The sequence below is a fragment of the Deinococcus aerius genome (assembly GCF_002897375.1).
Classification (GTDB): domain Bacteria; phylum Deinococcota; class Deinococci; order Deinococcales; family Deinococcaceae; genus Deinococcus; species Deinococcus aerius.
Genome location: NZ_BFAG01000015.1, coordinates 45,001 through 69,869, shown reverse-complemented (window position 1 = coordinate 69,869; position 24,869 = coordinate 45,001). Strand labels below are relative to the sequence as shown.

Annotated in this window: 26 protein-coding genes and 1 tRNA gene (1 of these 27 running past the window's edge); 18 read left to right on the top strand and 9 right to left on the bottom strand. The window is 67.1% G+C overall.

Annotation, left to right across the window (positions count from 1 at the left end; translation table 11 throughout):
- The first annotated feature begins 182 nt into the window (after positions 1-182).
- A complete protein-coding gene (locus DAERI_RS18215; RefSeq protein ID WP_103130868.1) occupies positions 183-821 on the top strand; it encodes a DUF4258 domain-containing protein in 639 nt (212 codons plus the stop codon).
- Between the two features lie 61 nt (positions 822-882).
- Here the strand turns inward: DAERI_RS18215 and DAERI_RS18210 are convergent, their stop codons facing one another.
- Positions 883-1,659 (bottom strand): ABC transporter substrate-binding protein, encoded by a 777-nt coding sequence (locus tag DAERI_RS18210; protein ID WP_103130867.1) that lies wholly within the window; start codon positions 1,657-1,659, stop codon positions 883-885.
- Between the two features lie 126 nt (positions 1,660-1,785).
- Here DAERI_RS18210 and mnmE point away from each other — a divergent pair, with 126 nt between their 5' ends.
- Positions 1,786-3,105 (top strand): tRNA uridine-5-carboxymethylaminomethyl(34) synthesis GTPase MnmE, encoded by a 1,320-nt coding sequence (gene mnmE, locus DAERI_RS18205; RefSeq protein ID WP_165794279.1) that lies wholly within the window; start codon positions 1,786-1,788, stop codon positions 3,103-3,105.
- 187 nt (positions 3,106-3,292) lie between these two features.
- Positions 3,293-3,598, top strand: a complete 306-nt coding sequence (locus DAERI_RS18200; protein WP_305791386.1) for an SDR family NAD(P)-dependent oxidoreductase — start codon at positions 3,293-3,295, stop codon at positions 3,596-3,598.
- A 98-nt stretch (positions 3,599-3,696) separates the two neighbouring features.
- Here DAERI_RS18200 and DAERI_RS18195 read toward each other — a convergent pair whose 3' ends face one another.
- The 5 genes from DAERI_RS18195 to DAERI_RS18175 form a co-directional block, all read right to left on the bottom strand.
- Positions 3,697-4,614: an ATP-binding protein gene (locus DAERI_RS18195; protein ID WP_103130865.1), complete on the bottom strand. Its 918-nt coding sequence runs from the start codon at positions 4,612-4,614 to the stop codon at positions 3,697-3,699.
- Entirely contained in the window at positions 4,604-5,038 is a 435-nt protein-coding gene (locus DAERI_RS18190; RefSeq protein ID WP_103130864.1) for a hypothetical protein, read from the bottom strand. Before DAERI_RS18190 ends, DAERI_RS18195 begins: the two co-directional genes overlap by 11 nt.
- Before the next feature lie 67 nt (positions 5,039-5,105).
- Positions 5,106-5,378: a hypothetical protein gene (locus DAERI_RS18185; protein WP_103130863.1), complete on the bottom strand. Its 273-nt coding sequence runs from the start codon at positions 5,376-5,378 to the stop codon at positions 5,106-5,108.
- Positions 5,379-5,624: 246 nt separating this feature from the next.
- Positions 5,625-6,104, bottom strand: a complete 480-nt coding sequence (locus DAERI_RS18180; RefSeq protein ID WP_103130862.1) for a hypothetical protein — start codon at positions 6,102-6,104, stop codon at positions 5,625-5,627.
- 107 nt (positions 6,105-6,211) lie between these two features.
- Entirely contained in the window at positions 6,212-6,433 is a 222-nt protein-coding gene (locus tag DAERI_RS18175) for an MFS transporter (protein WP_103130861.1), read from the bottom strand.
- A 300-nt stretch (positions 6,434-6,733) separates the two neighbouring features.
- Here DAERI_RS18175 and DAERI_RS18170 point away from each other — a divergent pair, with 300 nt between their 5' ends.
- Together DAERI_RS18170 and DAERI_RS18165 are read left to right on the top strand one after the other, a co-directional pair.
- Positions 6,734-7,528, top strand: coding sequence for a tyrosine-type recombinase/integrase (locus tag DAERI_RS18170; RefSeq protein WP_103130860.1), 795 nt, complete (start codon positions 6,734-6,736; stop codon positions 7,526-7,528).
- A complete protein-coding gene (locus tag DAERI_RS18165; protein ID WP_103130859.1) occupies positions 7,503-7,769 on the top strand; it encodes a hypothetical protein in 267 nt (88 codons plus the stop codon). The genes DAERI_RS18170 and DAERI_RS18165 overlap by 26 nt, the downstream gene beginning before the upstream one ends.
- Before the next feature lie 190 nt (positions 7,770-7,959).
- Here DAERI_RS18165 and DAERI_RS18160 read toward each other — a convergent pair whose 3' ends face one another.
- Together DAERI_RS18160 and DAERI_RS18155 are read right to left on the bottom strand one after the other, a co-directional pair.
- On the bottom strand, positions 7,960-9,291 hold the full coding sequence (locus DAERI_RS18160) for an MFS transporter (protein ID WP_103130858.1): 1,332 nt from the start codon (positions 9,289-9,291) through the stop codon (positions 7,960-7,962).
- A gap of 293 nt (positions 9,292-9,584) precedes the next feature.
- Positions 9,585-9,661: transfer RNA gene (locus DAERI_RS18155), tRNA-Arg, on the bottom strand.
- Between the two features lie 340 nt (positions 9,662-10,001).
- Here DAERI_RS18155 and DAERI_RS18150 point away from each other — a divergent pair.
- A complete protein-coding gene (locus tag DAERI_RS18150; RefSeq protein ID WP_103130857.1) occupies positions 10,002-10,271 on the top strand; it encodes a hypothetical protein in 270 nt (89 codons plus the stop codon).
- 23 nt (positions 10,272-10,294) lie between these two features.
- Here DAERI_RS18150 and DAERI_RS23165 read toward each other — a convergent pair whose 3' ends face one another.
- Positions 10,295-10,429, bottom strand: a complete 135-nt coding sequence (locus tag DAERI_RS23165) for a hypothetical protein (protein WP_268806555.1) — start codon at positions 10,427-10,429, stop codon at positions 10,295-10,297.
- Between the two features lie 32 nt (positions 10,430-10,461).
- Here DAERI_RS23165 and DAERI_RS22480 point away from each other — a divergent pair, with 32 nt between their 5' ends.
- From DAERI_RS22480 to DAERI_RS18095, 12 genes are all read left to right on the top strand, one after another.
- Positions 10,462-10,602: a hypothetical protein gene (locus DAERI_RS22480; RefSeq protein ID WP_165794278.1), complete on the top strand. Its 141-nt coding sequence runs from the start codon at positions 10,462-10,464 to the stop codon at positions 10,600-10,602.
- A 157-nt stretch (positions 10,603-10,759) separates the two neighbouring features.
- Positions 10,760-11,353, top strand: a complete 594-nt coding sequence (locus DAERI_RS22475) for an SHOCT domain-containing protein (RefSeq protein ID WP_165794277.1) — start codon at positions 10,760-10,762, stop codon at positions 11,351-11,353.
- Positions 11,354-11,467: 114 nt separating this feature from the next.
- The gene (locus tag DAERI_RS18140; protein WP_103130855.1) at positions 11,468-11,842 is read left to right on the top strand and encodes a hypothetical protein; all 375 of its coding nucleotides are present in this window, start codon (positions 11,468-11,470) and stop codon (positions 11,840-11,842) included.
- 79 nt (positions 11,843-11,921) lie between these two features.
- Positions 11,922-14,384, top strand: a complete 2,463-nt coding sequence (locus DAERI_RS18135; protein WP_103130854.1) for a type I restriction-modification system subunit M — start codon at positions 11,922-11,924, stop codon at positions 14,382-14,384.
- On the top strand, positions 14,374-15,603 hold the full coding sequence (locus tag DAERI_RS18130) for a restriction endonuclease subunit S (RefSeq protein WP_165794276.1): 1,230 nt from the start codon (positions 14,374-14,376) through the stop codon (positions 15,601-15,603). The genes DAERI_RS18135 and DAERI_RS18130 overlap by 11 nt, the downstream gene beginning before the upstream one ends.
- 96 nt (positions 15,604-15,699) lie before the next feature.
- Positions 15,700-16,185, top strand: a complete 486-nt coding sequence (locus DAERI_RS18125) for a hypothetical protein (protein ID WP_103130852.1) — start codon at positions 15,700-15,702, stop codon at positions 16,183-16,185.
- Positions 16,186-16,245: 60 nt separating this feature from the next.
- Positions 16,246-17,421, top strand: a complete 1,176-nt coding sequence (locus DAERI_RS18120; RefSeq protein WP_103130851.1) for a restriction endonuclease — start codon at positions 16,246-16,248, stop codon at positions 17,419-17,421.
- Positions 17,422-17,513: 92 nt separating this feature from the next.
- Entirely contained in the window at positions 17,514-17,819 is a 306-nt protein-coding gene (locus DAERI_RS18115; RefSeq protein ID WP_103130850.1) for a type II toxin-antitoxin system RelE/ParE family toxin, read from the top strand.
- A 53-nt stretch (positions 17,820-17,872) separates the two neighbouring features.
- Complete coding sequence (locus tag DAERI_RS18110) at positions 17,873-18,967, top strand: HigA family addiction module antitoxin (protein ID WP_103130849.1); 1,095 nt, start codon at positions 17,873-17,875, stop codon at positions 18,965-18,967.
- Positions 18,968-19,074: 107 nt separating this feature from the next.
- Positions 19,075-22,311, top strand: coding sequence for a type I restriction endonuclease subunit R (locus DAERI_RS18105; protein WP_201262788.1), 3,237 nt, complete (start codon positions 19,075-19,077; stop codon positions 22,309-22,311).
- Complete coding sequence (locus DAERI_RS18100) at positions 22,200-22,997, top strand: M48 family metallopeptidase (RefSeq protein WP_201262787.1); 798 nt, start codon at positions 22,200-22,202, stop codon at positions 22,995-22,997. The genes DAERI_RS18105 and DAERI_RS18100 overlap by 112 nt, the downstream gene beginning before the upstream one ends.
- Positions 22,998-23,655: 658 nt before the next feature.
- Positions 23,656-24,869: the 5' portion of a hypothetical protein gene (locus DAERI_RS18095; RefSeq protein ID WP_133162071.1), read on the top strand. Its footprint extends 823 nt past the window's final position; the window shows 1,214 of its 2,037 coding nt (coding positions 1-1,214); its start codon is at positions 23,656-23,658; its stop codon lies beyond the right edge, outside the window.

Here is a 24,869-nt window from a genome sequence, read left to right as displayed (position 1 = left end):
CATGCTTGAGCTGCCCGTGGTACACTCCCCGTATGCCCTGAACAGGGTACGACGCCTTCCTCCCCACGAACACAACGCTGTGTTTGAGGGGCCTTTTCTTTTTTGGAGAAGGGAGGCGCGCGCACCGAAGCCCTCCCCGAGACGGAAGAGGGAGCGGGAAGGCCGCCGATGGGAGGCCCGCCGTGACGAAAGCAGCCACGTCCAGCACCACCACCCCGCCCCGCAGGCGCCGCGACCCGCAGACCGGCACCGACCTGCTGGCCCTGCGCGCCCAGCTCGCCCGCGCGGAGAAGGAGGCCCGCCGCGCCCCCACCCCGCCCCCGGCGCGGCCCGCAAATTTACAGCCCAAGCCCGTGGGGCCCCAGCGCGAGGCCGACCTGGCGGGCGTGGACACCACCGACCACACGCTCGCCCGCGCCCACGCCCGGCTGCGCGACGCCGTGTACGACGGCAAGTATCACCTCTGCCCCCACGCCATCGGCCACGCCCGCGCCGAGGGCTTTCTGGAACACGACATCATCCAGGTGCTCGTCGCCGGGCGCGTGCGGGCCGTCTACCCCGAGGACCGCCGCTGGCTGGTGTGCGGCTTCTTCGAGTCGTGCGGGGTCGCGCTGCCGCTCCACGTGGTCGTCGAGCACGGGCCGGACGGGTATCTCGACGTGGTGACCGCCTTCGTGCCCAAGCACCCGCATCACATCATCTCCCGCGCCCGGCTGGCCGTCATGCTCCGCTACGACGACGAGCAGATCAGGACGCGCACGGCGACACCGGGGAACAAGCCGGGGAACCGCAGCAAGGGGAAGTGGCGGAGGGGGGGATGAGGAAAGCAAGGGGTCGGGGGAACGTTTCCCCGACCCTTTCGCGTTGTCCCCGCCCCCGGGGTCAGCAGCCGATATTCTGCCCGAAGTACTTCTGGCTGAGTTTCAGGTAGCTCCCGTCCTGCACGAGCTGTTTCAGGGCGCCGTTCACCGCCTGCCGCAGTTCGGTGTTTCCCTTGGCAAAGGCCATGCCGATCTGCTCCTTCCAGAGCGTGTCCCCGACGACGAGCTTCGCCTTGGAGTAGGTCTTCAGCGCGTCCAGCGCGGCGAAGCGGTCGGTGGCGATGGCGTCCACCTGGCCGGTGGCGACCGCCTGAATGGCCGCCTGGGAGCTGCCGTACACCTGCACGCTCTTCTGGAAGGGGAGCTTGCGCAGGAAGCCGAAGTAGGTGCTGCCCGCCTCGGCCCCCAGGTTCCGGCCCGCCAGCGCCCGGGTCGTCAGCGGGCCGCCCTGGCGGGTCAGGATCACGCCGCCGGTGCAGTAGTGGGGCGTGCTGAAGTCCGCGCTCTGGAGCCGCGTGCTGGTGATCGCGTGCGAGGCGATCACGAGGTCGATCTCCTGCGGGCGCCCGGCCAGGTCGCGCAGCAACCCGTCGAAGGGCCGCACCACCCACTGCGCGCGCAGGCCGAGTTTGCGGGCGACCGCCCCGCCCAGGTCGACCTCGAACCCGGCGGGCGAGCCGCCTCTCATGTAGTTGAACGGCTCGAAGTCGGCGCTCGTGGCGATGTTCAGGGCGCCGCTGGCCCTCACCTCGGCCAGGGTGCGGGCCTGGGCGGGCAGGAGCGCGGGGGCCAAACAGAGAACGGCGGTGAGGAAGAGACGAGCGGGACGTGGACGCATGGCAACCTCCAGTTGTGCCCCGAGTGTGCGGTCCGGCCTGTCACAGGGGGATCACAGCCCCATCACACTTAGCAAAGGGAAAGTGGACCCCCTTCCGCTCCCCCCTCCCCTGCTACCCTGCCCCCCGTGACCCGCACCGGCCTCAGTGACACCATCGCCGCCATCGCCACCGCTCCGGGAAGTGCGGGCGTGGGCATCGTGCGGGTGAGCGGGCCGGGGGCGCTGGGGGTCGCCGACGGCGTGTTCCGGGGGCGGCGCAGGCCGAGTGCCACGCGCGGCGGGCGGTTCCTGTTCGGGCAGCTTGTGGCCGAGGACGGCGAGGTGCTGGACGAGGGATTGTGCCTGGTCTTTCGCGCGCCCCACAGCTACACGGGTGAGGACGTGGCCGAGGTGCAGACGCACGGCAGCCCGGCGGTGCTCGCGCGGGTGCTGTCCCGGGTGCTGGAACTCGGCGCCCGTCCGGCCCGGCCCGGGGAGTTCACCCTGCGGGCCTACCTCGCCGGGCGGCTGGACCTGGCGCAGGCGGAGGCGGTGCTGGAACTCGTGAACGCGGGGACGGACACGGCGCGGCGGCAGGCGAGTCTGGGGCTGTCGGGGGCGCTGGGGGAGCGGGTGGAGCGGATTTCGGCGCGGGTGACCCGGACGCTCGCCGCCCTCCAGGCCATGCTCGACTACCCGGAGGAGGGCGTGCCGGACGAGGACCGCGAGGTGCCCCTCGGGGCGGCGGAGGCGGACCTGGAGGCGCTCGTGGGCACCGCGCGGGCCGGACAAGTGGCGACCCGGGGGGCGCGGCTGGCGCTGATCGGGCGCCCCAACGCGGGCAAGAGCAGCCTGCTGAACGCGCTGCTGGGGTACGAGCGGTCCATCGTCACGCCCATTCCCGGCACCACGCGAGACTACCTGGAGGCGAATCTGTCGCTGGCCGGGGTGCCCGTCACCCTGGTGGACACGGCGGGCCTGCGCGAGACGGGCGACGAGGTGGAGGCGGCGGGAGTGCGCCAGGCGATCAGTCTCGCCGCCCGGGCCGACCTCGTGCTGGTGCTGGAGGACGGCAGCCTGCCCCGCGAGGACCTGCCGACCGAGTTGCCGGGGGAGGCGCGGGTCATCCGGGTGCGGACGAAGGCGGACCTTCCCCCGGCCTGGACCGACCCCGCCGCGCTGGACGTGAGCGCCGTCACCGGGGGGGGCCTCCCCGAGTTGCGGGACGCCATCCACGCCGCCCTGATCGGGGACGCGGCGCGGGGCGAGGCGTGGCTCACCACCGAGCGGCAGGCGGACGCGGCGCGGCGGGCGCTGCTGCACGTCCGGGCCGCCCGCACCCTCCCCGACGACCTCGCCGGGTACGAGCTGGAGGAGGCGCTGCGCTCGCTGGCCGAGCTGACCGGGCGCGACGTGAGCGAGGACGTGGTGGACGCCGTCTTCCGCAACTTCTGCGTGGGAAAGTGAGGGGCTCAGGCCCCAGGGGACAGAGGTTTTCTTGGCCCACATCTTCAGGCTGCTGAGCCCCTGCGATTTTGCCCCTCACTTTCCGCCTCCTCCCCGGAAGGGACGGACACGACCTGGGCGACCGGGTTCCGGTCTTCTCTCCCCCCTTCCGGGCCGCCGGGGAGGCCAAGACCACACAATGGGCGACATGCTCGACTTAACTGGAAAAGTCATCCTCGTGACGGGCGGCTCGCGCGGGATCGGCGCGGCAACAGCCCGGACGCTGGCGGGCGCGGGGGCGCAGGTCATCGTGCATTACGGGCGAGGTGCCGGGGAGGCGCGGGCCACCCCCCTCGGGGCCGACCTATCCCGGCCCGGGGCCGCCACCGAGTTGTTCCGGGAGGCGGTCGCCTGGCGGGGGCGCCTGGACGTGGTGGTGAACAACGCGGGCATCGCCCCCACGGTCACGGTGGCTGTGGGTGTTGCAGAACCGGAGGATTCGCCGGTCAGGTGAGGCGATGATGACCCTGAACGCCTCGTCCGCCTGCCCGGAGGGGCGGGACTACCCTCCCCAGGGAAGTGAACTCACCACCTGTTCGCTGGAACGGCGCGTTACCGACGCGGCGATGACCCTCCTTGTCCTGGGAGGGTGAACCCGAAGGTGGCGCCCTCCCCGGGTGTCCCCTCAGCCCAGACCCGCCCGCCATGGCGCTTCACGACGCACTTCACCACCGCCAGCCCCATCCCCAAGCCCTCCACGTCCTCCTGCCCCCGCTCGAACACCCCGAACAGCAGCTCCGCAAAGCGGGGATCAAAGCCCACGCCGTTGTCCCGCACGAACACCGCCAGCCCTTCTGGCCGCGCCTCCGACCCCACCTCGATCCACGCCTCTTCCCGCCCCCGCGTGAACTTCAGGGCATTTTGCAGCAGCTCGAACAGCACCAGCCTCAGCAGGTCCCGGTCGGCCCGCACCGTCGGCAGCTCTCCCAGCTTCCAGCGCACCCGGCGCCCGGTCTCCCCGCGTTCCAGCTCCGCCTTGACCGACAGCACCAGTGTCATCAGGCTGAGCAGCACTGGGTGCAGGGGGCGGCGGGAGACCTCGGTATAGGCCAGCAGGGCGTCCACCCGCGCCCCCAGGTGCCCCAGCCGTTCCCGCACCTCCGCGCCCTCGCGGGTGCGGCTCAGCCGGGTGAGTTCGCGGCGCAGGCCCTGCCAGACCGCCTCACTGAAGGCCAGCGTCTCCTCCTGGGAGGTGAGGGCGGCGTGTTCCCGTTCCTGGGCCGCGCGCAGCCGCCCCTCCAGCCCCTCGTCGGGGTGGAGCCGCCGCCGCGACTGCTGCGCGCGTTCCAGGGCCAGCCCCAGGTACTCCGCCACCGTCTCCAGCACGGCGAGGTCAGGCCGCGTCCACGTCCCGCGGTCCCGCAGGGTCACCCCCAGCACGCCCTGCACCTGTCCGTTCACCCGGACCTCCCGGCGCTCGGTGTGGCCCAGCTCCCCCAGGACGAGCTGTCCCGCCAGGTCAGCCTCCACCTGCGGCAGGCGCTCCCAGGCGGGTTCGCTCGGGGGCAGCCCCAGCCGCGACGCGACCTTCCCCGTCCTGCTGGATCCAGTACTGCACGGAGGCGCCGGGCAGCAATCGGAACAGCAGATGCTCGGCTTCGCGGGTCAGGGCCGCCGGGTCGTTGAAGGTGAGGTCCTGGGTCAGTTCGGCAAAGACGCGCCCGGTGTGTACCTGCCGTTCCAACTCCTGAATCCGGGTCTCCCGCTCCTCGGCGTGCCAGGCCCGTTCCAGCGCGAGTTGCAGCGCGCGCCCGAGGGCCAGGAACACCGTCCGCTCACGGGCGCTCCACGCTGGGCCAGCCAGGCTGCCCATCCCGAAAAAGCCGAAGGGTACCCCCTCACGCCAGTAGGGGTAATACGCCACCACCTGATACGACGCGGCTTCGGGGATCATCGCGACCCCTGGGTCCCACTCGAAGAAGAGGGGGCAGCCCTGCTGAAAGGGGCGCAGGAGTTGCGGCTCATCCAGGGGCAGGCCGCGATCCTGGACGGCCCGAACCTCCGGGGGGGATCGCCCCTCGCCGGGCCAGGACGCTCCAGTGGTCACGCTCTGCCGGGTGGAAGGCGATGGTCGCCGAGGGAATCGTCTCGTGCAGCAGGTCGGCAGCGGTTTCGATCAGCACCTGGGGGTGATGCACGGTGTTGGTCCGCTCCGTGAAGCGCACGAAGACTTCCAGCGCCGCCCCCTGCGCGGCTTCGGTGACCTGCGGTTCCTCCAGCGCCCGGTCTGCCATGTCCTGACTCCTCCGCGCTCACTTTAGGGCAGGGTGAAGGCGAAGGTGGCGCCCTCCCCGGGCGTTCCCTCGGCCCACACTCGCCCGCCCTGCCGCTCGACGATCCGCTTCACGACTGCCTGTCAGGCCCATCCCCCGCTCCAGCGGCCCCCCCGCGTGCCCCTGGGGTTCGAACAGGTCCGCCGCGAACCGGGGATCAAAGCTCACGCCGTTGTCGCGCACGTACACCGCCCTTCCGGGTGAGGCTCACTCCACACGTCGATCTGTGGGGGAGCCCCGGTCCCGGGAGAACTTGACCGCGTTGTGCAGCAGTTCATGCAGCACCGGGCGCAGCAGCTCCCGGTCCCCCCGCACCGCCGGCAACTCCCCCAGGTGCCACTGGGCGTGGCCCTCACCTTCCAGCTCCTCCCGCACCTCCAACGTGAGGGTCATCAGGCTCACCAGCCGCTGTCGCAGCGGGCGCCGGGCGAGTTCGGTGTACGCCGGCAGGTCGTCCAGGCGGTGCAGCAGGGTCTGGGCTCGTCCGCTCGTCTCCGCCGCTTCCATGCGCGCGACCTCCCGCCGCAGATCGCGCAGCGTGGCCTCGCCAAACGCGGCCTGAGCTTGCTGCGAGGCGTGCGTCACCTGCGCCCGGTCCTCCAGCGCGAGGCGCCGCGCCTTGAGGTCCCGCATCTGCCCGGCCCGCTCCAGGGCCAGGGCCAGGTGGTAGGCGGCTGTCTCCAGCACGGATTTCCCAGGAGACCGCCAGCGGTGGCCGCTGGGACCGCCCCGAACTACACAAGTTGCTCGACGGCCAGCAGCCCGGCGGAGACGTTGAGCAGGAGGATGCTGCGTCACCCCAGCCCGCTGGTGAGCAGCCCGCCCAGCAGGGGTCCCCCGGCGAACGCGACCCCTGCGGCGGCGCCCCAGCAGCCCAGCGCCCGGCGCCGGGTGGCCAGGTCAGGAGAGCTGGCGGTGATCAGCGCGAGCGAGGCGGGCGGCAGCAGCGCCGCGCCGATCCCCTGGCCGGCGCGGGCGGTCATCAGGACGAGGGTGCCGGGCGCGAGCGTGAACACGCTCAGCCCGGCCCCCGGCGAGGCCGCGCGCGGAGCTCAGCCGTCCCCAGCTCCCCGGTGTGCAGCAGGGCCGTTCGAGCTTCCAGACGCCCCGTCTCGGCCTCGTCCAGTCCGCGAAAAGCGCGGGTCACCGCCAGGGCCTCGTCGAGGCGCCGCCGTGGGGCGGGCTTGCGTGGGGGAAGGACACCACGGGAAGGCCCGCCCGCCACCCCGGCGCGGCGGGCCAACCCCTCCCGGGCCTGCTCGTCGGTGTAGCCGAACGCGAGCAGCAGGTCATAGAAGACCGGGGCGAGCCGCCGGGTGCTGCACCTCTCACCGGACAGCGTCCAGGTGCTGCGGGCGCACCGTGAGCGGCAACGCCTGGAGCGGGAGAACGCCCCGCGCTGGACGGATCAGAACCTGGTGTTCCCCAGCCAGGTCGGCACCTACCTGCCGGAGCGGCGCATCAGCGACGCCCTGGAGAAGCTGGCGGGGGCCGCGGGGGTCCGCCGCATCCGGGTGCACGACCTGCGGCACACCTACGCCGCCCTCGCCGCGCGGGCGGGGGTGTCCACGGCACTGCTCAAGCGGCGCATGGGGCACTCCAGCATTCAGATGACCTCCGACCTGTACACCTACCTGTACGCCGACGTGCACGCCGCAGCCGCCATCAGCGTGACCGAACTCGTCACCGGGCCTGCCCGCCTGTCGCGGGAGGGGGAAGCCCGCGAGAAGCCCTCGGTCATGGCGGGCCTGATCCGCAGCCTGCACGGCCACTCGCACGCGGCCCGAATCGCGGAAGTCATGGGGTTGCCGGTGGAACAGGTCGCCACGCTGGCCGGGCTGGACCGGGTCGGGGTGACGGCCCGGCCGGACGACGAGGCCTGGCAGGAGGCGCTCAAGCCGCTGGCCTGCCTGCTGCTGTTAGAACGGGTGGGCGTGGCTGCGGCAGCCGCTGGCGGGGAGCACCCGCTCCCCCCTGGCGCTGCTGGAGGCGGGGAAGCTTCAGCAGGCCACGCAGGCGGTCGTGCCGCTGATGGAACCCTGAGCCGTCCGTCACCAGGAGACCCCATTCGAAGGAGAATTACCGATGAGCCTTCTGGAATGGGGATATGACGGCGGGGGACGCCGCTACCACCTGAATGGCCGCCCGGTGTACTGCGGCACGATCCTCGAACTGCGCATCGGCTGCGGCTGGGTGCCCGTCACGTTCGGCCTGGACGGCTACCAGCGGCCGGTCGACCACGTCCTCTCCGGGAGCGAGGCCCTGACCCTGCCAGACGAGATGGAGCTGTGGTGGCCCGACAAGGACGCCCCCAGCACCCGGAAGTGCAACGCCGCTTCGAGGAGCTGGTGACCCTGGCGGCGCGACCCAGCCATCAGGCCGTGGAGGAACGCGAGGCGCTGACCCGCACGGCCTGGACGTGGATCGTGCGGCAGGAAGAGGCCTGCTTCCGAAGGGGGTAACACCAGGGCCACAACGAGAACGCCCGACCTCTTTTTCCGGGGGCGGGCGTTCTCGTCCTTCTTCGGTACCCCTGGGCCGTTCAGTCGCCAGCGTTGACTGGGGCGCGGCCACGCACCCGAACGGCCCGTACGCCCTCACGCAGCCGCGCCTCCCCCGGCTCCCCCACCCGGCGCAGCAGCAGCCAGCTGTTCGCGCGCGCCACACCCGACAGGGCGAACAACGTGTGGTACCCGGTCCAGGTGAACAGGGACGTGGTCAGCGGGTGCGCCAGGAACCCGCCCAGGAGCGGACCCGCGATCAACCCGCCCACGCAGCCCGCCAGGCCGCTCACCAGGCTGAACATGGCGAAGAAGGCGGTGCGGCCCTCCCTGGGAGCGCTGCCCAGCGCCAGGTTGAACAGGGCCGGGCCAATGGCCCCCCAGGCGACGGCATCCAGCACGGCGCTGAGCCAGATGAACTCGACCCTTCCGCTCAGCCCGGCCAGAATCCAGCTCCCGGGCAGGCCGACCCCCGCCAGGATGGTCCCGAAGCGCAGCACCGGTTTGTTCCCAACGTGGTCGGCGACCCGGCCCCACCACCAGCTCGTGACCAGCGCGCAGGAGGAGGCAATAGCCGACCAGACCGCGATCTGCGTGAAGGACAGGTGCAGTTGCCCGAGGAAGTACGCGAACACGAAGGGACCCGCCAGCATGACCGAGAAGTGCCAGTGGGTCGAGAAGGCGAGGAACCTGCGAAAGTTGCGGTCCCGCCAGGGGGCGGTGAAGGTCGCCCGCAGTTCCACACGCTGCCGCTGCATGGGGGGCTCGTCGTGCAGGAGGACCAGGACCGCGCCGATCAGCGCGCACAGCACGCCCACGCCGAGCACGACCTGAAAGTTCAGGGGGGCGGCGAGGCGGTCGAGGACCACGGCCGCCGCGAGGTTACCCAGCATGCCGACCACCCCGGCCACTCCGGTGCGCAGCCCGAAGTAGCGCCCCCGCTCCCGGTCGGGGACCACGTCGCCCATGAAGGCGCTCCACAGGCTCCCGCAAGCGGCCTGGAAGACGGCAGACACCGCGACCAGCGCGACGAGAACGGGCGTGGCCCAGGCGTAGGGAAGGCCCAGCAGCGGCAAGAGGGCGGCGAGAATCCACAGCCCGCGGCCGAGGGCGGCGAACAGGGCGCTGAGCCCCTTGCGCGAGCCGAACCGGGCGGCGAGGAGCGCGGCGAAGGGGCTGACGACCTGGGCGAGCATGGGCACGGAGGCCACCAGGGCGAGTTCTTTCGGGCCGGCGCCGAGGTGCAGCAGGTACCCGGTCAGGACGGAGCCGGTCGTCCAGTTGATGAAGAGCTGCGTGATGGAGCCTTCCAGCGTGGAGAGGCGCATCGTCCGCCGGATGCGGGCAGGGGGCAGGGAGGGGAGGTCAGTCATGGCGTGGGCGTGCAGCGGGGACAGCCCGACGCAAGGCCGCGCATTGTGCCATGCCCAGGAGGAGGTGAAAAGGACATAAACACTTGTTCATCTCCCCAGCAAGGCACGTTCCGGGGTGACTCCCTCTACCTGGGAGAAACCCACCCGGAGGGGCCACAGTTTCTCCCGTGAGGCGGCCGTAACAGGACGGGCGTTGCCGATCCACCCGGTGTCAAATCCGGCGTCAGTTCCAACAACGCGTTGTTTTGAACGGGGCCAAAAACAGGAAAACCCCCTCTCAGAGGGGGTCTTTTTGGCGCGCCCGAAGAGATTCGAACTCCTGGCCTTCTGATCCGTAGTCAGACGCTCTATCCAGCTGAGCTACGGGCGCATTCCTATTCCATTTTTCCCCGTCCAGGACAGCTTATTTCAGAACGGGTTCAGGGTCAAGTCTCGTGGAACACCAGCTTGTCCTGCCCTGGGTGCCTGCGAGCACCGGAGGGAAACTTTACGCTCTACCCCGGAACTTGTCAAGCCTTGGCCCAGGCCAGTGGTGCCTCATAGGGAGGACAGGAGTTCAAGGAGCATGAGCAGCCCAACCCGTCCGTAGCGCGGCACCGTCTACCTCTTGAAGGCTTCACCCTCAAGCTCAGGCGCCCGCATCATTCACCTGCCCTCTTAACCCCCGGACTGCCCGCAGCAGCCGGGGGCTTTTCCTTTTGGAGGAACCCATGTACTTCACCTTTGTTGAACAAGTCCGAGCTCGCCTCGCCGAAAGCGACGTCCCCACTCCTGTGGCCGAGGCGTACCTGCAAGTCCTGACCAACCTGAATGCCCTGAGTGTGCTGATGGTCCCGGACAGTGACGACGACCTGAACAGCCCAGAGATGACCCACCTGACCCGGCTCTTCGCCCAGCATCAGCGGAGGCGAATGCGGATGGAGGAGGAGCACCCCCTCCTGGCCGTTCTGTCGCGGCCCGCTGGATGGCGGGGCAACTGACCGGGACGGCTGGGCTGGCCGTGTTACCGCTTGGCAAGTCCCGCAAACACTGCCCAACGTTTCTCCAGCACCTTCAGCGCCACAGCACGCACGTCCGGCGCGGGTTTCTCCTGGGCCTTCTGGGAGGAACCGGTCGGTGTGTGGCGCTTGGTGCTCATCCCCGTCATGGTACTTCCTTCGGCCTTTCCTCTTGCATGAGGACTGGGCGGGGCCTGAGCAGGCCCACCCGGAGAAGCTGTACTGCGACCACCGAACCCGCCGCGCCCTGCTCGAAGCCGAGTACCCGGAGCTGGCCGTGCTGTCCAGGCCGAAGGAGTGGTCGGGGAACTGAGCGTTGGGGGTATTGGGGGGGACGTGCAGGATTTGCGCCTCCTCCCCGGCACCGAGCCTGCTACGGTTCATCCAGATTCAGACGGGAGAGCGGTGACCATAAATCACTCGTCCTGGTCAGCGTTGACCCGCCTTCCCGCCGGACAAAGGGAGTACCTATGAGCCTGCCAGCGAGTTACGACGACACCTTCCGCCGGTTCGATGATGCCGGAGGCCGATGGATAGCCACCTGGAACTGGGCGGCCTTCGCTCTGGGCTTTTTCTGGTATCTGTACCGGGGTCTGTGGGTCAAGGCCATTATTTACGCCGTCGCCACGCTCATTCTAGCTGTCGCCACTGGGGGCGTCGCCGTCCCACTCACCTGGATAGCTACCGGTATGGTCGCCAACTATGACCTCTACCTGCTCAAGCGCAAGGGCACCCAGCTCTGGGACGGAGGCGGTGTGGCCCCCGACGCCGTGCCGGGCGTTACCAGCCCGACCTCCGCCGCTCCTGCCCCCAGCAACGCGGCGACGCGGCTCGTGGCGCTGGAGAACGCCCGGACCCAGGGAGTCATCTCGGAGGCCGAATACGCCCAGAAGCGGCTGCAACTGGAACTCGACGCCGAGCGGGAGAAGAAGCTGGCCGCGCTGGAAGACATGCGCCGTGCTGGCATCCTTTCCCAGATGGAGTACGAGGCCAAGAAGCGCGACATCATGTTCGAGGGCCAAGTTGGGACCACGACGACGGGAGCTTCCGCCGCGAACATCTGAACGCAACACGAAGGCCGAAAGGGCAGCCGCGTCTGGTTGCCCATTTTTCTGGCCCCCCTTCGCGCCATGCCCAAACCCAGGCTGAACTGTTCAGCCCAACGAAAGAGGTATTCCATGAACAAGATTGCCCCCATTCTCACCGCCCTGATGCTGCTCCTCGCCTCCTGCAACCAGAATGGCGCCCCGGCGAAGTACGACCTTGCCCTGACTGGCACGGGTGGTGTCGGCGTGTGCTACGTCGAGCAGGGCTACGAGTCCGAATCCATGTGCGAGGCCGAAGGGGTCTACATGCCCGGAAAGCCATCCACCGCTCCACGTACCGGCATTCAGCTTCCCGCGACCTTCAGCCAGGTCAGCTCCAGGAACTTCTACTTCACGGTCGAGCTGGTCACCGCGACGGAGGTAAAGGCGACCATGTCCAGGAACGGCGTGCCGTGTCGAACGGTGACCCTGACTGGGCAGGGCACGAGAAACACGGTGCGCTGCTGAAGCTCCGCCCCACAGAGAAGGCCAGGGCGCAACCCGTCGTCCTGGCCTTCTCCGCGTCCCCTATCCTGGGAAGGATTCCATGCCCAAGCTCACCCTGAAACAACTGGAACGGCACCTCTTCGCCGCCGCCGACATCCTGCGGGGCAAGATGGACGCCTCGGAGTTCAAGGAGTACATCTTCGGGATGCTGTTCCTGAAGCGGGCCTCCGACGTGTTCGACGCCCAGCGGGCTCGTATCTTGAAGGACCAGCTTGCGGCAGGCCGCACGCCAGAGCAGGCCGCCCAACGCGCCGACAACCCCTCCTACTATGAGGAGCAGCAGGTCTTCTTCGTGCCGGAAAAAGCTCGCTGGGCGTACCTCCGGGACCACCTGCACAAGGATGTCGGCGATGGCCTGAACAAGGCGCTCGGTGCGCTGGAGGAGGCGAACTTCGCCGCCCTGGAGGGCGTGGTCAGCCACATCGATTTCAACCGCAAGGTCGGGCAGACCCGCGTTCCCGACTCCAAGCTGCGCGAACTTATCGAGCACTTCGGCAGGGTGCCCTTGCGGGACGAGGACTTCGAGTTCCCCGACCTGCTGGGGGCGGCCTACGAGTACCTGGTCAAGGAGTTCGCCGACAGCGCGGGCAAGAAAGGCGGCGAGTTTTATACCCCGCGTGACGTGGTGCGCCTGATGGTCCGGCTCATCCACCCCCAGCCGGGCATGCGCGTGTACGACCCCACCGTCGGGTCGGGCGGGATGCTCATTCAGAGCCGCCAGTACGTCGAGGAGCATGGCGGCGACCCGGACACAGTGGCCCTCTTCGGCCAGGACGCCAACGGCGGCTCGTGGGCGATGGCGAAGATGAACCTCATCATGCACGGCATTCACGACGCCGACCTGCGCAACGATGACACCCTCGCCCGCCCCCTGCACAGGGACGAGACGGGTGGCCTGATGCGCTTCGACCGCGTGATTGCCAACCCGCCCTTCAGCCTCAACTTCAGCGCGAAGGACCTGGAGGTGCCGGGCCGCTTCCGGTACGGCATGACCCCGGAGACGGGCAAGAAGGCCGACCTGATGTTCCTCCAACACATGCTGGCCGTGACCCGCAAGGGCGGCGTGGTCGCCACCGTGATGCCCCACGGCGTCCTGTTCCGGGGCGGCGAGGAGAAGGCCATTCGCAAGGGCCTGCTGAAGGACGACGTGCTGGAGGCCGTCATCGGCCTGCCCGCCAACCTGTTCTACGGGACGGGCATCCCCGCCGCCATCCTCATTCTGCGGCACCAGGGGGACAAGCCGAAGGAGCGGCAGGGCAAGGTGCTGTTCATCAACGCCGACGCCGAGTACCATGCGGGCCGCGCCCAGAACTACCTGCGGGCCGAGCACATCGAGAAGATTGCCAGCACCTACGAGGCGTTCCGGGACGTGCCCGGCTACGCCCGCGTCGTGACCGTGGAGGAGCTGGCCGAGAACGACTACAACCTGAACATCCGGCGCTACGCCGACAACACGCCCGCCCCGGAGCCGCACGACGTTCGCGCCCACCTTCAGGGCGGCGTGCCCCGCGCCGAGGTGGAGGCGCAGCGGGAACTGTTCGCCTCGCACGGCTTTGACGTGGTGGGGACGGTCTTCCAGCAGGACGCGGAGGGTGCCCCCTATCTGCACTTCAGCGAGCAGGCCAGCGAGCGCCGGAGGCTGCGGGCCATCGTCGAGGGGAACAGCGGCGTTCAGGACACCGAGAGGCAGCTTCAAACCCAGTTCGTCCGCTGGTGGGACGAGCATCACCGCCACATCATCGCCCTGCCCGAAACGAGAGCGTTGCAGCGGCTGCGGGCCGAACTGCTGAGCAGCTTTCAGCAGGCGATGCGGCCAGCCGAAGGTATAGGCAACATGACCACACCTCTCCTCACCCCCTTTCAGGTCGCCGGGGTCATCGCGTCGTGGTGGGACGCCAACAAGTACAACCTCAAGACGCTGGCGGCGAGCGGGTGGCGGGAGTTGCTGAACGGCTGGATACAGAACGCCACGGGCGACGACAGCGACACCAGCACCACGGGCGGCATTGACCGGGACCGTCTGCTGCACGCCCTGGCCCCCAGGTCCATGCAGGCGCTTGGGGCGCTGGAGGAGAAGCGGGCCGAACTCGAAGCCGAGCTGGCCGAACTGGAGGGTGAGGGCGGCGAGGAAGGCGACGAGGCCGAAGAACGCGACCCCTTCGAGGCCGCCCAGAATGCTGCCGTTGCCCGGCTGGTCAAGAAGAAGCTGACCGACGCCAGGAAGGCCCACAAGCAGACGCTCGCGCAGGCCCTCAGCAGTTTGGCGGCCACCGCCGACCGCATGACCGACGCCGAGCGGCAGCACGTCGCCCTGACTTTCATGCGCGAGAACCTGGAGACGGCCCTGAACCGCGCCGTCACCGCGCACCGGAACCAAATTGTGGCCGCGCTGGAGAACTGGCACGACAAGTACCACGTCAGCCTGCGCGAGCTGGAGCGCGAAAGGGATGAGGCAGCGGCGCAGTTGGACGGGTTTTTGCGGGAGTTGGGTTATGTCGGGTGAGTGGCCGCACGAGAAACTGAAACAAGTTGTCTCTATTGCCAAAGGCCGAATTGTTGCCAACTCGTCTGACGTGAGCAGTGCCTCCATCCCTTACATCGGAGCTGCGGCTTTTGAAGGAGTGGCCTCATCATGGACTACCTCGAAGAACGGCGTAGCTGCTAAACCCAACGATGTACTGATGCTCTGGGATGGAGAACGGTCCGGTCTGGTGGCGACGAACCTTGAAGGGGTCATCAGCTCAACAGTGGCGCGGCTCAGGCCCAATCCAGGTTGGGAGTCCCGCTACCTCGCCCACTTTCTGAAGTCACGGTTTGAGTTCATCCAATCGAGGCGTACAGGTACAGGTGTTCCCCATGTTCCGAAAGACTTGGGGGACATTCTCGAAGTGCCGAGGCCCCCCCTTCCCGAACAGCGCCGCATCGCGGCCATTCTCGATACCCTCGACCGCACCATCGAGGGCACGCAGCGCGTCATCGAGAAGCTTCAGGCCACCCGCCAGGGCCTCCTGCACGACCTGCTGACGCGGGGGCTGGACGAGAACGGGAGGCTCCGCGACCCGGAACGGAACCCGGAACAGTTCAAGGAGACGGACCTGGGGCGGGTGCCGAGAGGGTGGGAAGCAGCCCGCTTAGCAGAAGTCGCGACTTTAATAACAGATGGCACACATCAAGCAGTCAAAACCGTGGATTTTGGAATCCCCTTCCTGTACGTTTCGAACGTTCGAAACGGTCGTATTCTGTGGGAAAAATCAGGGTTTATAGCTCCTTCAGAATACAGGGTTGTATCAAGAGGAAGGCAACCCACACGAGATGGAATCCTTTACACAGTCGTAGGCTCATACGGTCACGCCGCCCGAATTTCCAAAGAAATTGACTTCTCCTTTCAGCGACACATAGCTTATATACAGCCTGAAGTCAAAAGAGTTGACTCCCACTTCCTGTCTATATGGCTCGAAAGCCCACACATTAAGAGATACGCCGATGCCGTAGCTCTGGGAAATGCCCAGAGAACCGTGACACTTACCGAACTAAGAAAGTACCCCATCCAGCTTCCACCGTTGACAGAGCAAAAGCGCGTGGTTGAGTATGTCGAAAGTTTTGACCGCCAGGTAGATTTAGAGCAAGCTCAAATCGCCAAGCTCCAGGCCCTGAAGCAGGGGCTGATGGAGGACCTGCTTACCGGGCAGGTGCGGGTGGCGGTGGCAACAGCCGAAGTCTAAAACAACCACCCTACCGACTCCCTCCATACCAACGGTCCTCTGGCCGTCGGGACGAATTCACGCTGAATCTGAACACCTTGCAGGAGGAACAACATAGTGAAATATCGTATTTTCCCCGCCCTGGGACTCGTAGCAACCCTCGCCCTTCTGTCCGGCTGCGGAGGCAGTCAGGGTGGCCTTCGTCTTGAACGTGACAGGCTGGTCTTCAACATTGCCGACCTCGGCGAGCTTGAAACCATGAAGCTGGAAGCAGAGCCGATGGAGCATTACGAGAAGGAGGCCCAGGAGGCGAGTCAACGCATCAAGGAGGCCAACAACGTCACTTGCAAGACGATGAACATGCTTTCTGGAATCGATGAGTCCGGCAGCCACTCCAAAAGTGCGTTTGTCAGCAACATGACAGCGCAGGGTTACAAACTGCACTACGTACCTTGGCAAGAAACCGAATACAGTGTGCGGCAGTATTACACTGTCACCGACACCAGCAACAAAACTCTTGGTGCCCTCCTCTACGAACAGACGAAGTTCGAATACAACAGCCCTCCTTTTACCATGCTAAGGGCGTACTTGTGCAGGGTCTGAGCCGAGCAGCCGAGGACTTTTGCTCCGGTTGCCGCTGACCATGTGCTACATCTGAAGACAATGCCCACCCACAAGGCCCGCACTCCCTGGTTCCCCACCTACCCCTATGCGGCGGCCCTGTACTCCGTCCTGCCCGGCGTGTCCGTACAGGCCATGAAGACGCTTGACCAGGCCATCGGCGCCCAGATGGGCACGGCGGCCAATCCGGTGGACTGGTCCAGGCCCGACGAGTGGATTGGGGAACGCCTCAAGGGCGAGTCGCGGGAACTGGCCCTGCACATCTGGCAGGGCACGAAGGGAGTGGTGAACCCCCGTTACCCCGGCGGGCCGATGCACCTGGCCCGGAACCACGCACTGCTGAAGACCGTGGGCGGGATGTACGCGCTCACCGAGGCCGGGGAAGCGTTTGTGCGGGGCGACCCCGACCTGCTTCGCGTGGTGGACGAGGGCGAGGGCATCCCGCAGGTGCTGGCGGCCCTGTCGGGCTTCGAGGCGGCCAGCCGCAAGGAGCTGCTGCCGGGGTGGGTGGAGGCCCTGGGCGGGGACAGCCGCTCGGAGGGCACCCTGTCGGGCCTGCTGTACGACCGGCTGATGAATCTGGTGGACCGTGGCCTGGTGGAGCGGGTGGGAAGCCGGAAGTACGCCCTGATGGATGCTGGCCGGGCCTACCTGGGGCAGGTGGGGCCGCAGGAGGTCAGCGGGCGCTACAGGCTGGACGAGGCGGCGCGGGAGTACCGGGCGGGGCAGCGGGCGCGGCTGCGGGAACTCCTCGGCGGGATGCACCCGTACCGCTTCGAACACCTCATCCGGGAACTGCTCGCCGAGATGGGCTACGAGGACGCCGTGGTCACCAAGCAGAGCGGCGACAAGGGCATCGACGTGGTGGCGACCGCCAAGTTCGGCATCATGACGGTGAAGGAAGTGGTGCAGGTCAAGCGGGTGCCCGGAACCACGGGTCGCACGGTGATTGACCAGCTTCGCGGGGTCCTGCCGCTGCACGGTGCGATTCGGGGCACCGTCATCACCCTGGGCACGTTCGCGGCCGGGGCCAAGGAGGTGGCCGTGCATGTGGGGGCCGCGCCCATCACCCTGATTGACGGCGAGACGCTGATAGACCTCCTCATCGAGCATGAGGTGGGGGTGACGCCGCGCCGGGTGGAGGTCTACGAGGTGGAGGAAGCTTTCTTCTCGGAGGAGGCACCGCCCCTGGAGGAAGAGCAGGGGGCCGAGGCTTAACCCACCTACAAGGGGGACTGCCGAGAACTACAGTTGCGAAGTGTTCCATACTGGTACACTATGTTCACCCCTGGGGTGAATTCGGGGGTGCAGTGAAGTTCGAGTTCGGTTCAGCCGTCGTCAAGGACATCTACGAGCAGGGCGAGTCGTCACGGCACGCGAGTGCGTTCGGTCCAGAGGTCGTTCGGGGCTTATCCAAGGCCATGACTGCCATCGAGGCCGCAACGGATGAGCGGGACCTGCGGGCCCTCCGGTCCCTGAACTACGAGGCCCTGAAGGGCAAACGTGCCCACCAGAACTCGCTGCGCCTGAACAAGCAGTGGCGGCTTATCGTCGAACGCCGGAAGGCCGAGGACGGGACGTGGCTGCTCATCGTGGACATTGAGGACTACCACTAGCCCGCACGCTGAACACCCCATGAGGGCCCCACCCCGCACTGGAGGCACCCACCATGACCCGCCCCCTCCCCGCATACGTGCCCACGCCCGGCGAGATGCTGAAGGACGAACTGGAAGCGCGTGGCCTGACCCAGAAGGAGTTCGCTGAGATTCTTGGCCGTCCGCCGCAGGCTGTCAGCGAAATCATCAACGCCAAGAAGAGCGTGACCCCGGAGATGGCCCTCCTTCTGGCGGAGGCACTGGGCACCACCCCGGAGTTCTGGACGAACCTCCAGACCCAGTACGACTTGTTCAAGGCCCGCCAGCGCCGTACCCCGGACCCGGAGTTGCCGGTCAAGATGCGCCTGCACGAACTTGTGCCCGTGGCCGAATTGCAGAAGCGCGGTGTCCTGCCCCGGACCAGGAACACAGAGGAACTCAAGGGGGCCGTCCTGTCGTTCCTCGGCATCGGCCACCTCGACGAGCCGATTCAGATGGCGGCGAACTTCCGCCAGAACGGGCACTGGACGCCCGACAACAACGCCCAGCTCGCCTGGCTCAAGTGCGTCGAGCATGAGGCGCGGCGACGCGCGGCGAAGCTACCGCCCTACAGCCCGGAAGCTCTGGACGCTGTGGTGCGGACCCTGGTGACCCTGACCGTGGACCGGAAGGGCGTGCGCCGGATTCCCGACCTGCTGGCCCAGGCGGGCATCCTGTTCGTGCTCTCCCAGAAGATGCCCAGGAGCGGGGTGAACGGCGCAGCCTTCTGGATGAACGGCCATCCTGTGGTGGCCCTGAGTGACGGCTACCCCCATCTGGACCGCTTCTGGTTCAACCTCCTGCACGAGCTGGCCCATATCCGGCTGGGTCATGAGGGCGTGTTGCTCGATGAGTTCGGCAGCGGGCAGGACCGGGACTCACCCCAGGAACGTGAAGCTGATGCCTACGCCCGTGACCACCTCATTCCTCCGGACGCCTGGGCAGCATTCATGGCTGCTGGGCAGTTCCAGCCGGAGCACATGCAGGCATTCGCTGCCCGGACAGGTCGTCACCCCAGCATCGTCTCCGGACGGTTCTGCTTCGAGCGGGGGGACCAAGCCAACTGGAGGAAGTATTCGGTCCTCAACGACAACCTGAAGGACGAACTCGACCGGCTTCGCGCCTGCTGACCCTGACGCAGCCCCACTTCCACGGAATGGGGCCACATTTTCGTGCCCATTCCCGTGTCGCAGCCCGTATGCTGCCGCCAGCACCCCCTGCACCCAGAGGAGTCCCCGTGAGTCACGGCCCGGAGTACCACGAAGTCGAGTTCCCGCTCATCGAGCAGCTCACCCGGATGGGCTGGGAGCATCTGATGGGGGACATCCACGTCCCGGACCTCACCGAGCGCGAGAGCTTCAAGCAGACCCTGCTGGAGGGCCGACTGCGCGAGGCCGTGCGGCGCATCAACGCCCCGCTGTACCCGTGGCTGGACGATTCGCACGTCTCCGAGGCGATGTCCCAGCTCACCCGCCTGCCGACCGGCATCCTGGGCCTGCTGCCCGTCAACGCGCACCTGACGGGCCTGCTGCTCGACGGCGTGCAGGTCACCGGGCCGGACGGGAAGGGCCACACCCTGCGCTTCGTGGATTTCCGCCAGCCCGAGAACAACGACCTCCTCGCCATCAACCAGTTCCGGGTGGACCCGCCTGGGTACGTGGCCGGGAAGGGGTACATCATCCCCGACGTGGTGCTGTTCGTGAACGGCATCCCGCTCGTGGTCGTGGAGTGCAAGGCGCCGAACGTGACCAGCCCGATGGAGCACGCGGTCAGCGACCTGCTGGGCTACCAGAACCTTCGGGGCAGCGCCCAGGCCGAAGGGGTGGAGCGGTTCTTCCATACGGTGCAACTCCTGGTCGGGACGAGCTTCTACCGGGCCGTCCTAGGCACCGTGGGAGCAAGGGCTGAGGACTTCCTGACCTGGAAGGACACCTACCCCTTCACCCGCGAGGAGGTGCAGGCCGGGCTCGGCAAGCCGCAGCTTCATCCCCAGCAGGTGCTGGCGGCGGGCGTGCTCCACCCCAGGACCCTGCTCGACCTGCTGGAGAACTTCACGCTGACGGACCCCAGGAGCAAGCGGGTGGCGAGGTATCAGCAGTACCGGGCGGTGCGGAAGGCCCTGTCAAGGCTCCAGGCGGGCGAGACCCGTCTGCTCGGTGCCGAGCTGGACGGGCGCGGCGGCGTCATCTGGCACACCCAGGGGTCGGGCAAGAGCCTGACCATGATGTTCCTGGTGCGGGCCATCCGCACGGTGCCGGAGCTGCGCTCCTTCAAGATTGTCGTCGTGACTGACCGCCGCGACCTGGAGCGGCAACTGGCGGGCACGGCGAGGGCGGCGGGCGAACCCTTCACGGTGGCGAAGGGCGTGCGGCAGCTCAACGCGGCCCTCGCACAACCCGGCGCAGGCTTCGTGTTCGGCATGGTGCAGAAGATGCGCGGCCAGACCGGGGAGGCCCCATTAGACGAACACCGCGACCCGCAGCAGGCGGTCCTCAACGACAGCCCGAACATCCTCGTGCTGGTGGACGAGGCGCACCGCTCGCACACCAACGCGCAGCACGCCTACCTGCGGGCCGCCCTGCCGAACGCGGCGCTCATCGGCTTCACCGGCACGCCCATCATCAAGGGTCAGGCGAAGAAGACGCACGAAATCTTCGGCCCGATGATTGACACCTACACCATCCTGCAAAGTCAGGAGGACCGGGCGACGGTGCCCATCCTCTATGAAGGCCGGACGGTGAACGCCTTCCTGAAGGACGGGCAGAGCCTGGACGGCCTGTTCGACACCTTCTTCGACGAGCTGAGCGACGAGGCCCGCCAGAAGCTCCAGCAGAAGTACGGCACGATGGGCGAACTCCTCGAAGCGCCGAGGCTCATCGCCCTCAAGGCCAGGGACATGCTGCTGCACTACGCCTCTCAGGTGCTGCCGAACGGCTTCAAGGCGCAGGTCGTGGCACACAGCCGCCGCGCCGCCGTGGAGTACCACCGGGCATTCGGCAAGGCACAGGCGGAACTGGTCGAGGAGCTGGAGACCCTAAACCCCATGTTCCTGGGCCTGTCCCCGGAAAAGCTCGCCCGGCTGGACGAACGCACCCGCGCCCTGGTGCTGGCCCACCCCCACCGGGAGCGGCTGCGTGCCCTGGAGTTCGCTCCGGTCATCTCCGCAGGCCCGACCGACCCCCCAGAGTGGGAGGAGTGGACGGACCCGGCCAGGCAGGAACTCCGCATCGGCGACGAGGGGCAGTTCAAGAACGCCGGGCACCCCCTGGGCATCCTCATCGTGAAGAGCATGTTGCTCACCGGCTTCGACGCCCCGGTCGAGCAGGCTCTGTACCTCGACCGGAACATCAAGAATCACGAACTACTCCAGGCCATAGCCCGCGTGAACCGGACGTACCCCGGCAAACGGCACGGCCTCGTCGTGGACTACTACGGGGTGGGGCACCACCTCGCCCAGGCTCTCTCCGACTACACCCAGACGGACGTGGCGGGCGCGATGACCTCCATCAAGGACACGCTGCCCCTGCTGGAAGCGGCCCACCACGAGGTCACGCGCATCTTCACCGAGGCCGGTCTGAGCCTGGAGGCCCGCGAGGACTGCGTGAACCATCTGGCCGACGCCAAGCTGCGGGCCGAGTTCAAGGTGAAGCTGAGGGCCTTCCTGAGTGCCCTGGACACAGTGCTGCCGAGGCCGGAAGCCCTGCGGTTCGTGAAGGACGCCGCCCTGCTGGGCAGCATCCGCGACACCGCCCGGCAGGTCTACCAGGACGACACCGAGGACGAGGTGCTGGGCGCGGGTGAGAAGGTCAGGGCGCTCATCGCGCAGTACGTGGACGCGAGCGGCGTTCAGGTGAAGGTGCCCCGCATCGAGGTGCTCGACCCCAACTTCGGGCAGCAGGTGAGCGGGTACACGTCCAAGCGCACCCAGGCCGCCGCGATGGAGCACGCCGCCCGGCACTTCATCAACCTGCACCTCGAAGAGGACCCGGTTTATTACCGCAAGCTCAGCGAGAAGCTGGAAGAACTGCTCCGGCAGCATAAAGAACACTGGGAGGCGCTGGTGGAGGCCCTGTTCGCGTTCTATCAGGAGTTGCAGGCGGGTCGCCCCGCCGACAGTACCGGGCTCGACCCCCAGACCGAGGCACCTCTGTTCAGCCTGCTGCTCGACGCACAGCCGGGAAAGGGGGAGGACCTGGCGGGCGACCAGCGCCAGCGGCTCATTGAGGGCACCACGACCATCGTTCAGGAGCTTCGAAAACGAACGGCTATCCCGGACTTCTGGCGCAACGCTGTCCAGCAGAAGCAGGCACGCGGCTGGCTGGTCCGTCACCTGGATATGCAGGACTTGGTAGGGTTCGAGGCGTGCGAGAAGACCGCCGACGAGCTGATGAACCTGGCGCGGCGACTGCACGCGAGCTGGACCGAAGCCGGGAAGACCGCGCCGACCGCCTCCCCCCTCCAGAGTGGTGCCTGACCCTTACTGACCTGACGTTCACCGTCCGGGAAAGCGCCCGCCGCAAGACGCTCTCCATTGGGGTCGAACGGGACGGCGGGCTGGTTATCCTGGCCCCCCTCGGCGTGGACCAGGGCCAGGTCGCGGAACTGGCGGCCTCTCGTCGGGACTGGCTGTACGGCAAGCTGGCGGAGAAGAACCGACTGCACCGCCCCACCCGGACGCGGGAGTTCGTGACCGGCGAGGGCTTCTGGTATGCCGGACGGTCCTACCGACTGCTGGTGAGTCAAGGCGAGGCCGAAGGGGAAGCTCTCCGACTTGGGGCCGGACGGTTCCGGCTCAGCCGTGCTCACGTCGCCCAAGGCCGGGAGCTGTTCATTGGCTGGTACACCACGCACCTGCTAGCCTGGGCCGAAGAGCAGCTCATTCGGCTGAGGCCGAGACTACGTGTGGACCCCACCAGCCTCCGCGTCACTGACCTCGGCCACCGCTGGGGGTCCTGCGGCGCCCGCCATGACGTGGCCCTGCACTGGCGCGTAGCCCTGTTGCCCCGACGGATGGCCGAGTACGTGCTGGTCCACGAACTGATTCATCTAGAGCACCACCATCACAAGGCCGCATTCTGGGAGCGGCTGGAGGTGCTGTTGCCGGACTACGCCGAACGGAAGTCCTGGCTGGCTTTGCATGGCGCGGATTACGACCTGTAGGAGGACCGGCGTGCTCCATTCGGCCTGTCTTATGGCTGCAACGCTGGAACCCTCGCCGCACGGCTGCATCCAACCTCGGAGTTCGACCCCTTCTTCCCGCCGCGAAGCGGCAGCAGTACGGTTGTAAGCGTGTCTTGGAGAAGGCTCCCCTCCCCCTGTTCAGGTTGCCCGCCAACACTGCCGTCCGACGGGTTGTAGGGCCCGGCCCCAACCCCCGCCCCGGAGTTGCAAGACGGTTTGGCCGGACTGGGCCGAAGTCGCGTCCAGGTAGCGCCGCCTTACGGCGTCGGGCGCTCACGCGCCGATTGCTCATGGGCCAATTGTTGAGAAACAAATAGCGCGAAGCCGGGCACAGAGGGTATCTCCCCATAGGCATGACCCTCACCACGTCGCTTTCTCAAGAGCTACCAGTCCGATGCCTTTCCCGCCATACGCAGAGAGATTTCTTTTGGGCTCCGACCTTCCTCTTTGAGTCTCGGAAGCTTAGGCAGAAGACCAATGTTATTTGTATCTCCATCTACCCCCATTTGGGGGGGATGACCAGCAGGTGCTACGAAAACCGTCGCAGCATGAAGGAAGCGCGTTGATAGCTGCTCCACCAGTGGAGGTCAAGCCGGAGGAGCTTCGCCGTCACCTTGAAGGCGCTCAGCGGGGAGACGTGCTCGTCATCGTGGCCCCGCCGGGCTCCAAGAAGAGTGGGGCCATGTACCAGACGGTGCAGGACATTATCCTCGACCGCAACAGCCGCCTTCTGCCCCGCACCCGGCTTCTGTGGGCTACGCACGGCACCAAGGATGAAAAGTCGCTGGGGCAGGAGGCCAAGGGGCGCTTACACCGCCTGCTTGACCCAAAGCTCAACCTCTTCGCCAGAGACCTCTTCGAGAAGCCCTGGGAGGTCGTGACGGTCCTCCACGGGTGGGACTACTGCGAAGAGAAGAACATCAACTACCACGAGCAGTTCGACGGGGCGCGGAGCAGCGTCGTGACGGTCATCAGCCAGGCGCACCTGCCGCTCGTTCTCAGCAACCCGTCCGACCCCCGGTTCAAGAAGCTGCTCGAAGATGTGGGGCTCATCGTCGTGGACGAAGACCCCGTCGGGTCGCTTATCTACACCCTCAAAGGCCCAAACACCACCGCCAGTCCAGTCACCCCTGAATTCCTTGAAGTTCGTGAGGCAGCGGGCACGGCGAGCAACATCGAGCTGGCCTTGCTCAGACTCATGCGCCGTGCCCAGGGCGGTGAGTTCGACGATGTTGCCGAGCAGGTCGTGAATGGCCGCTGGAAGACGGTTCTGTTCAGTCTGACCGCTCGTTCCTTCTGGACGGCGTTGTCTGATGAACTGATTGGCGTGAGCCCAGGATTCTCCCTCTTCGGAGAGGCCATCGAGAATGCCATCACTGATGCCAGGTCCGCTGTGCCCGGCGACTTTTACCGACTCTTTGAAGAGGACCTTCTGAGCCCGGAGAAGACCAGTGCCCGCTTCGGCCTAACCTGGATAAGGAACAGGCAGGGCAACGTGGTTCAGATGCGGTTCCGAGGTGACGTGCTGCGTGTCATCCCAGGGGACACGCCGCCCATCGTCATCCTCGACGCCTACGCCAGTCAGGAACTCCAGCAATACGAGCGTATGTTTCCCAACCATCGCGTGAGATACATCGCGGAGTGGCCCTTCACGCCGCTCGACATCGAATACGCCGATGACGAGGACGACGAAGAGGCCATTGAGGTAGACCGCAAGAACATGGCAAACGGCAAGCAGGTCAAATTGCGGAACTACCTGATGGCCGAAACTGGTGAGTTGACACGGGGCCATGCTGCGGGCACGCTCGTCCTTTCCTACTCGGAGGTCACGGACTTTCTCGCCGAGAAGGC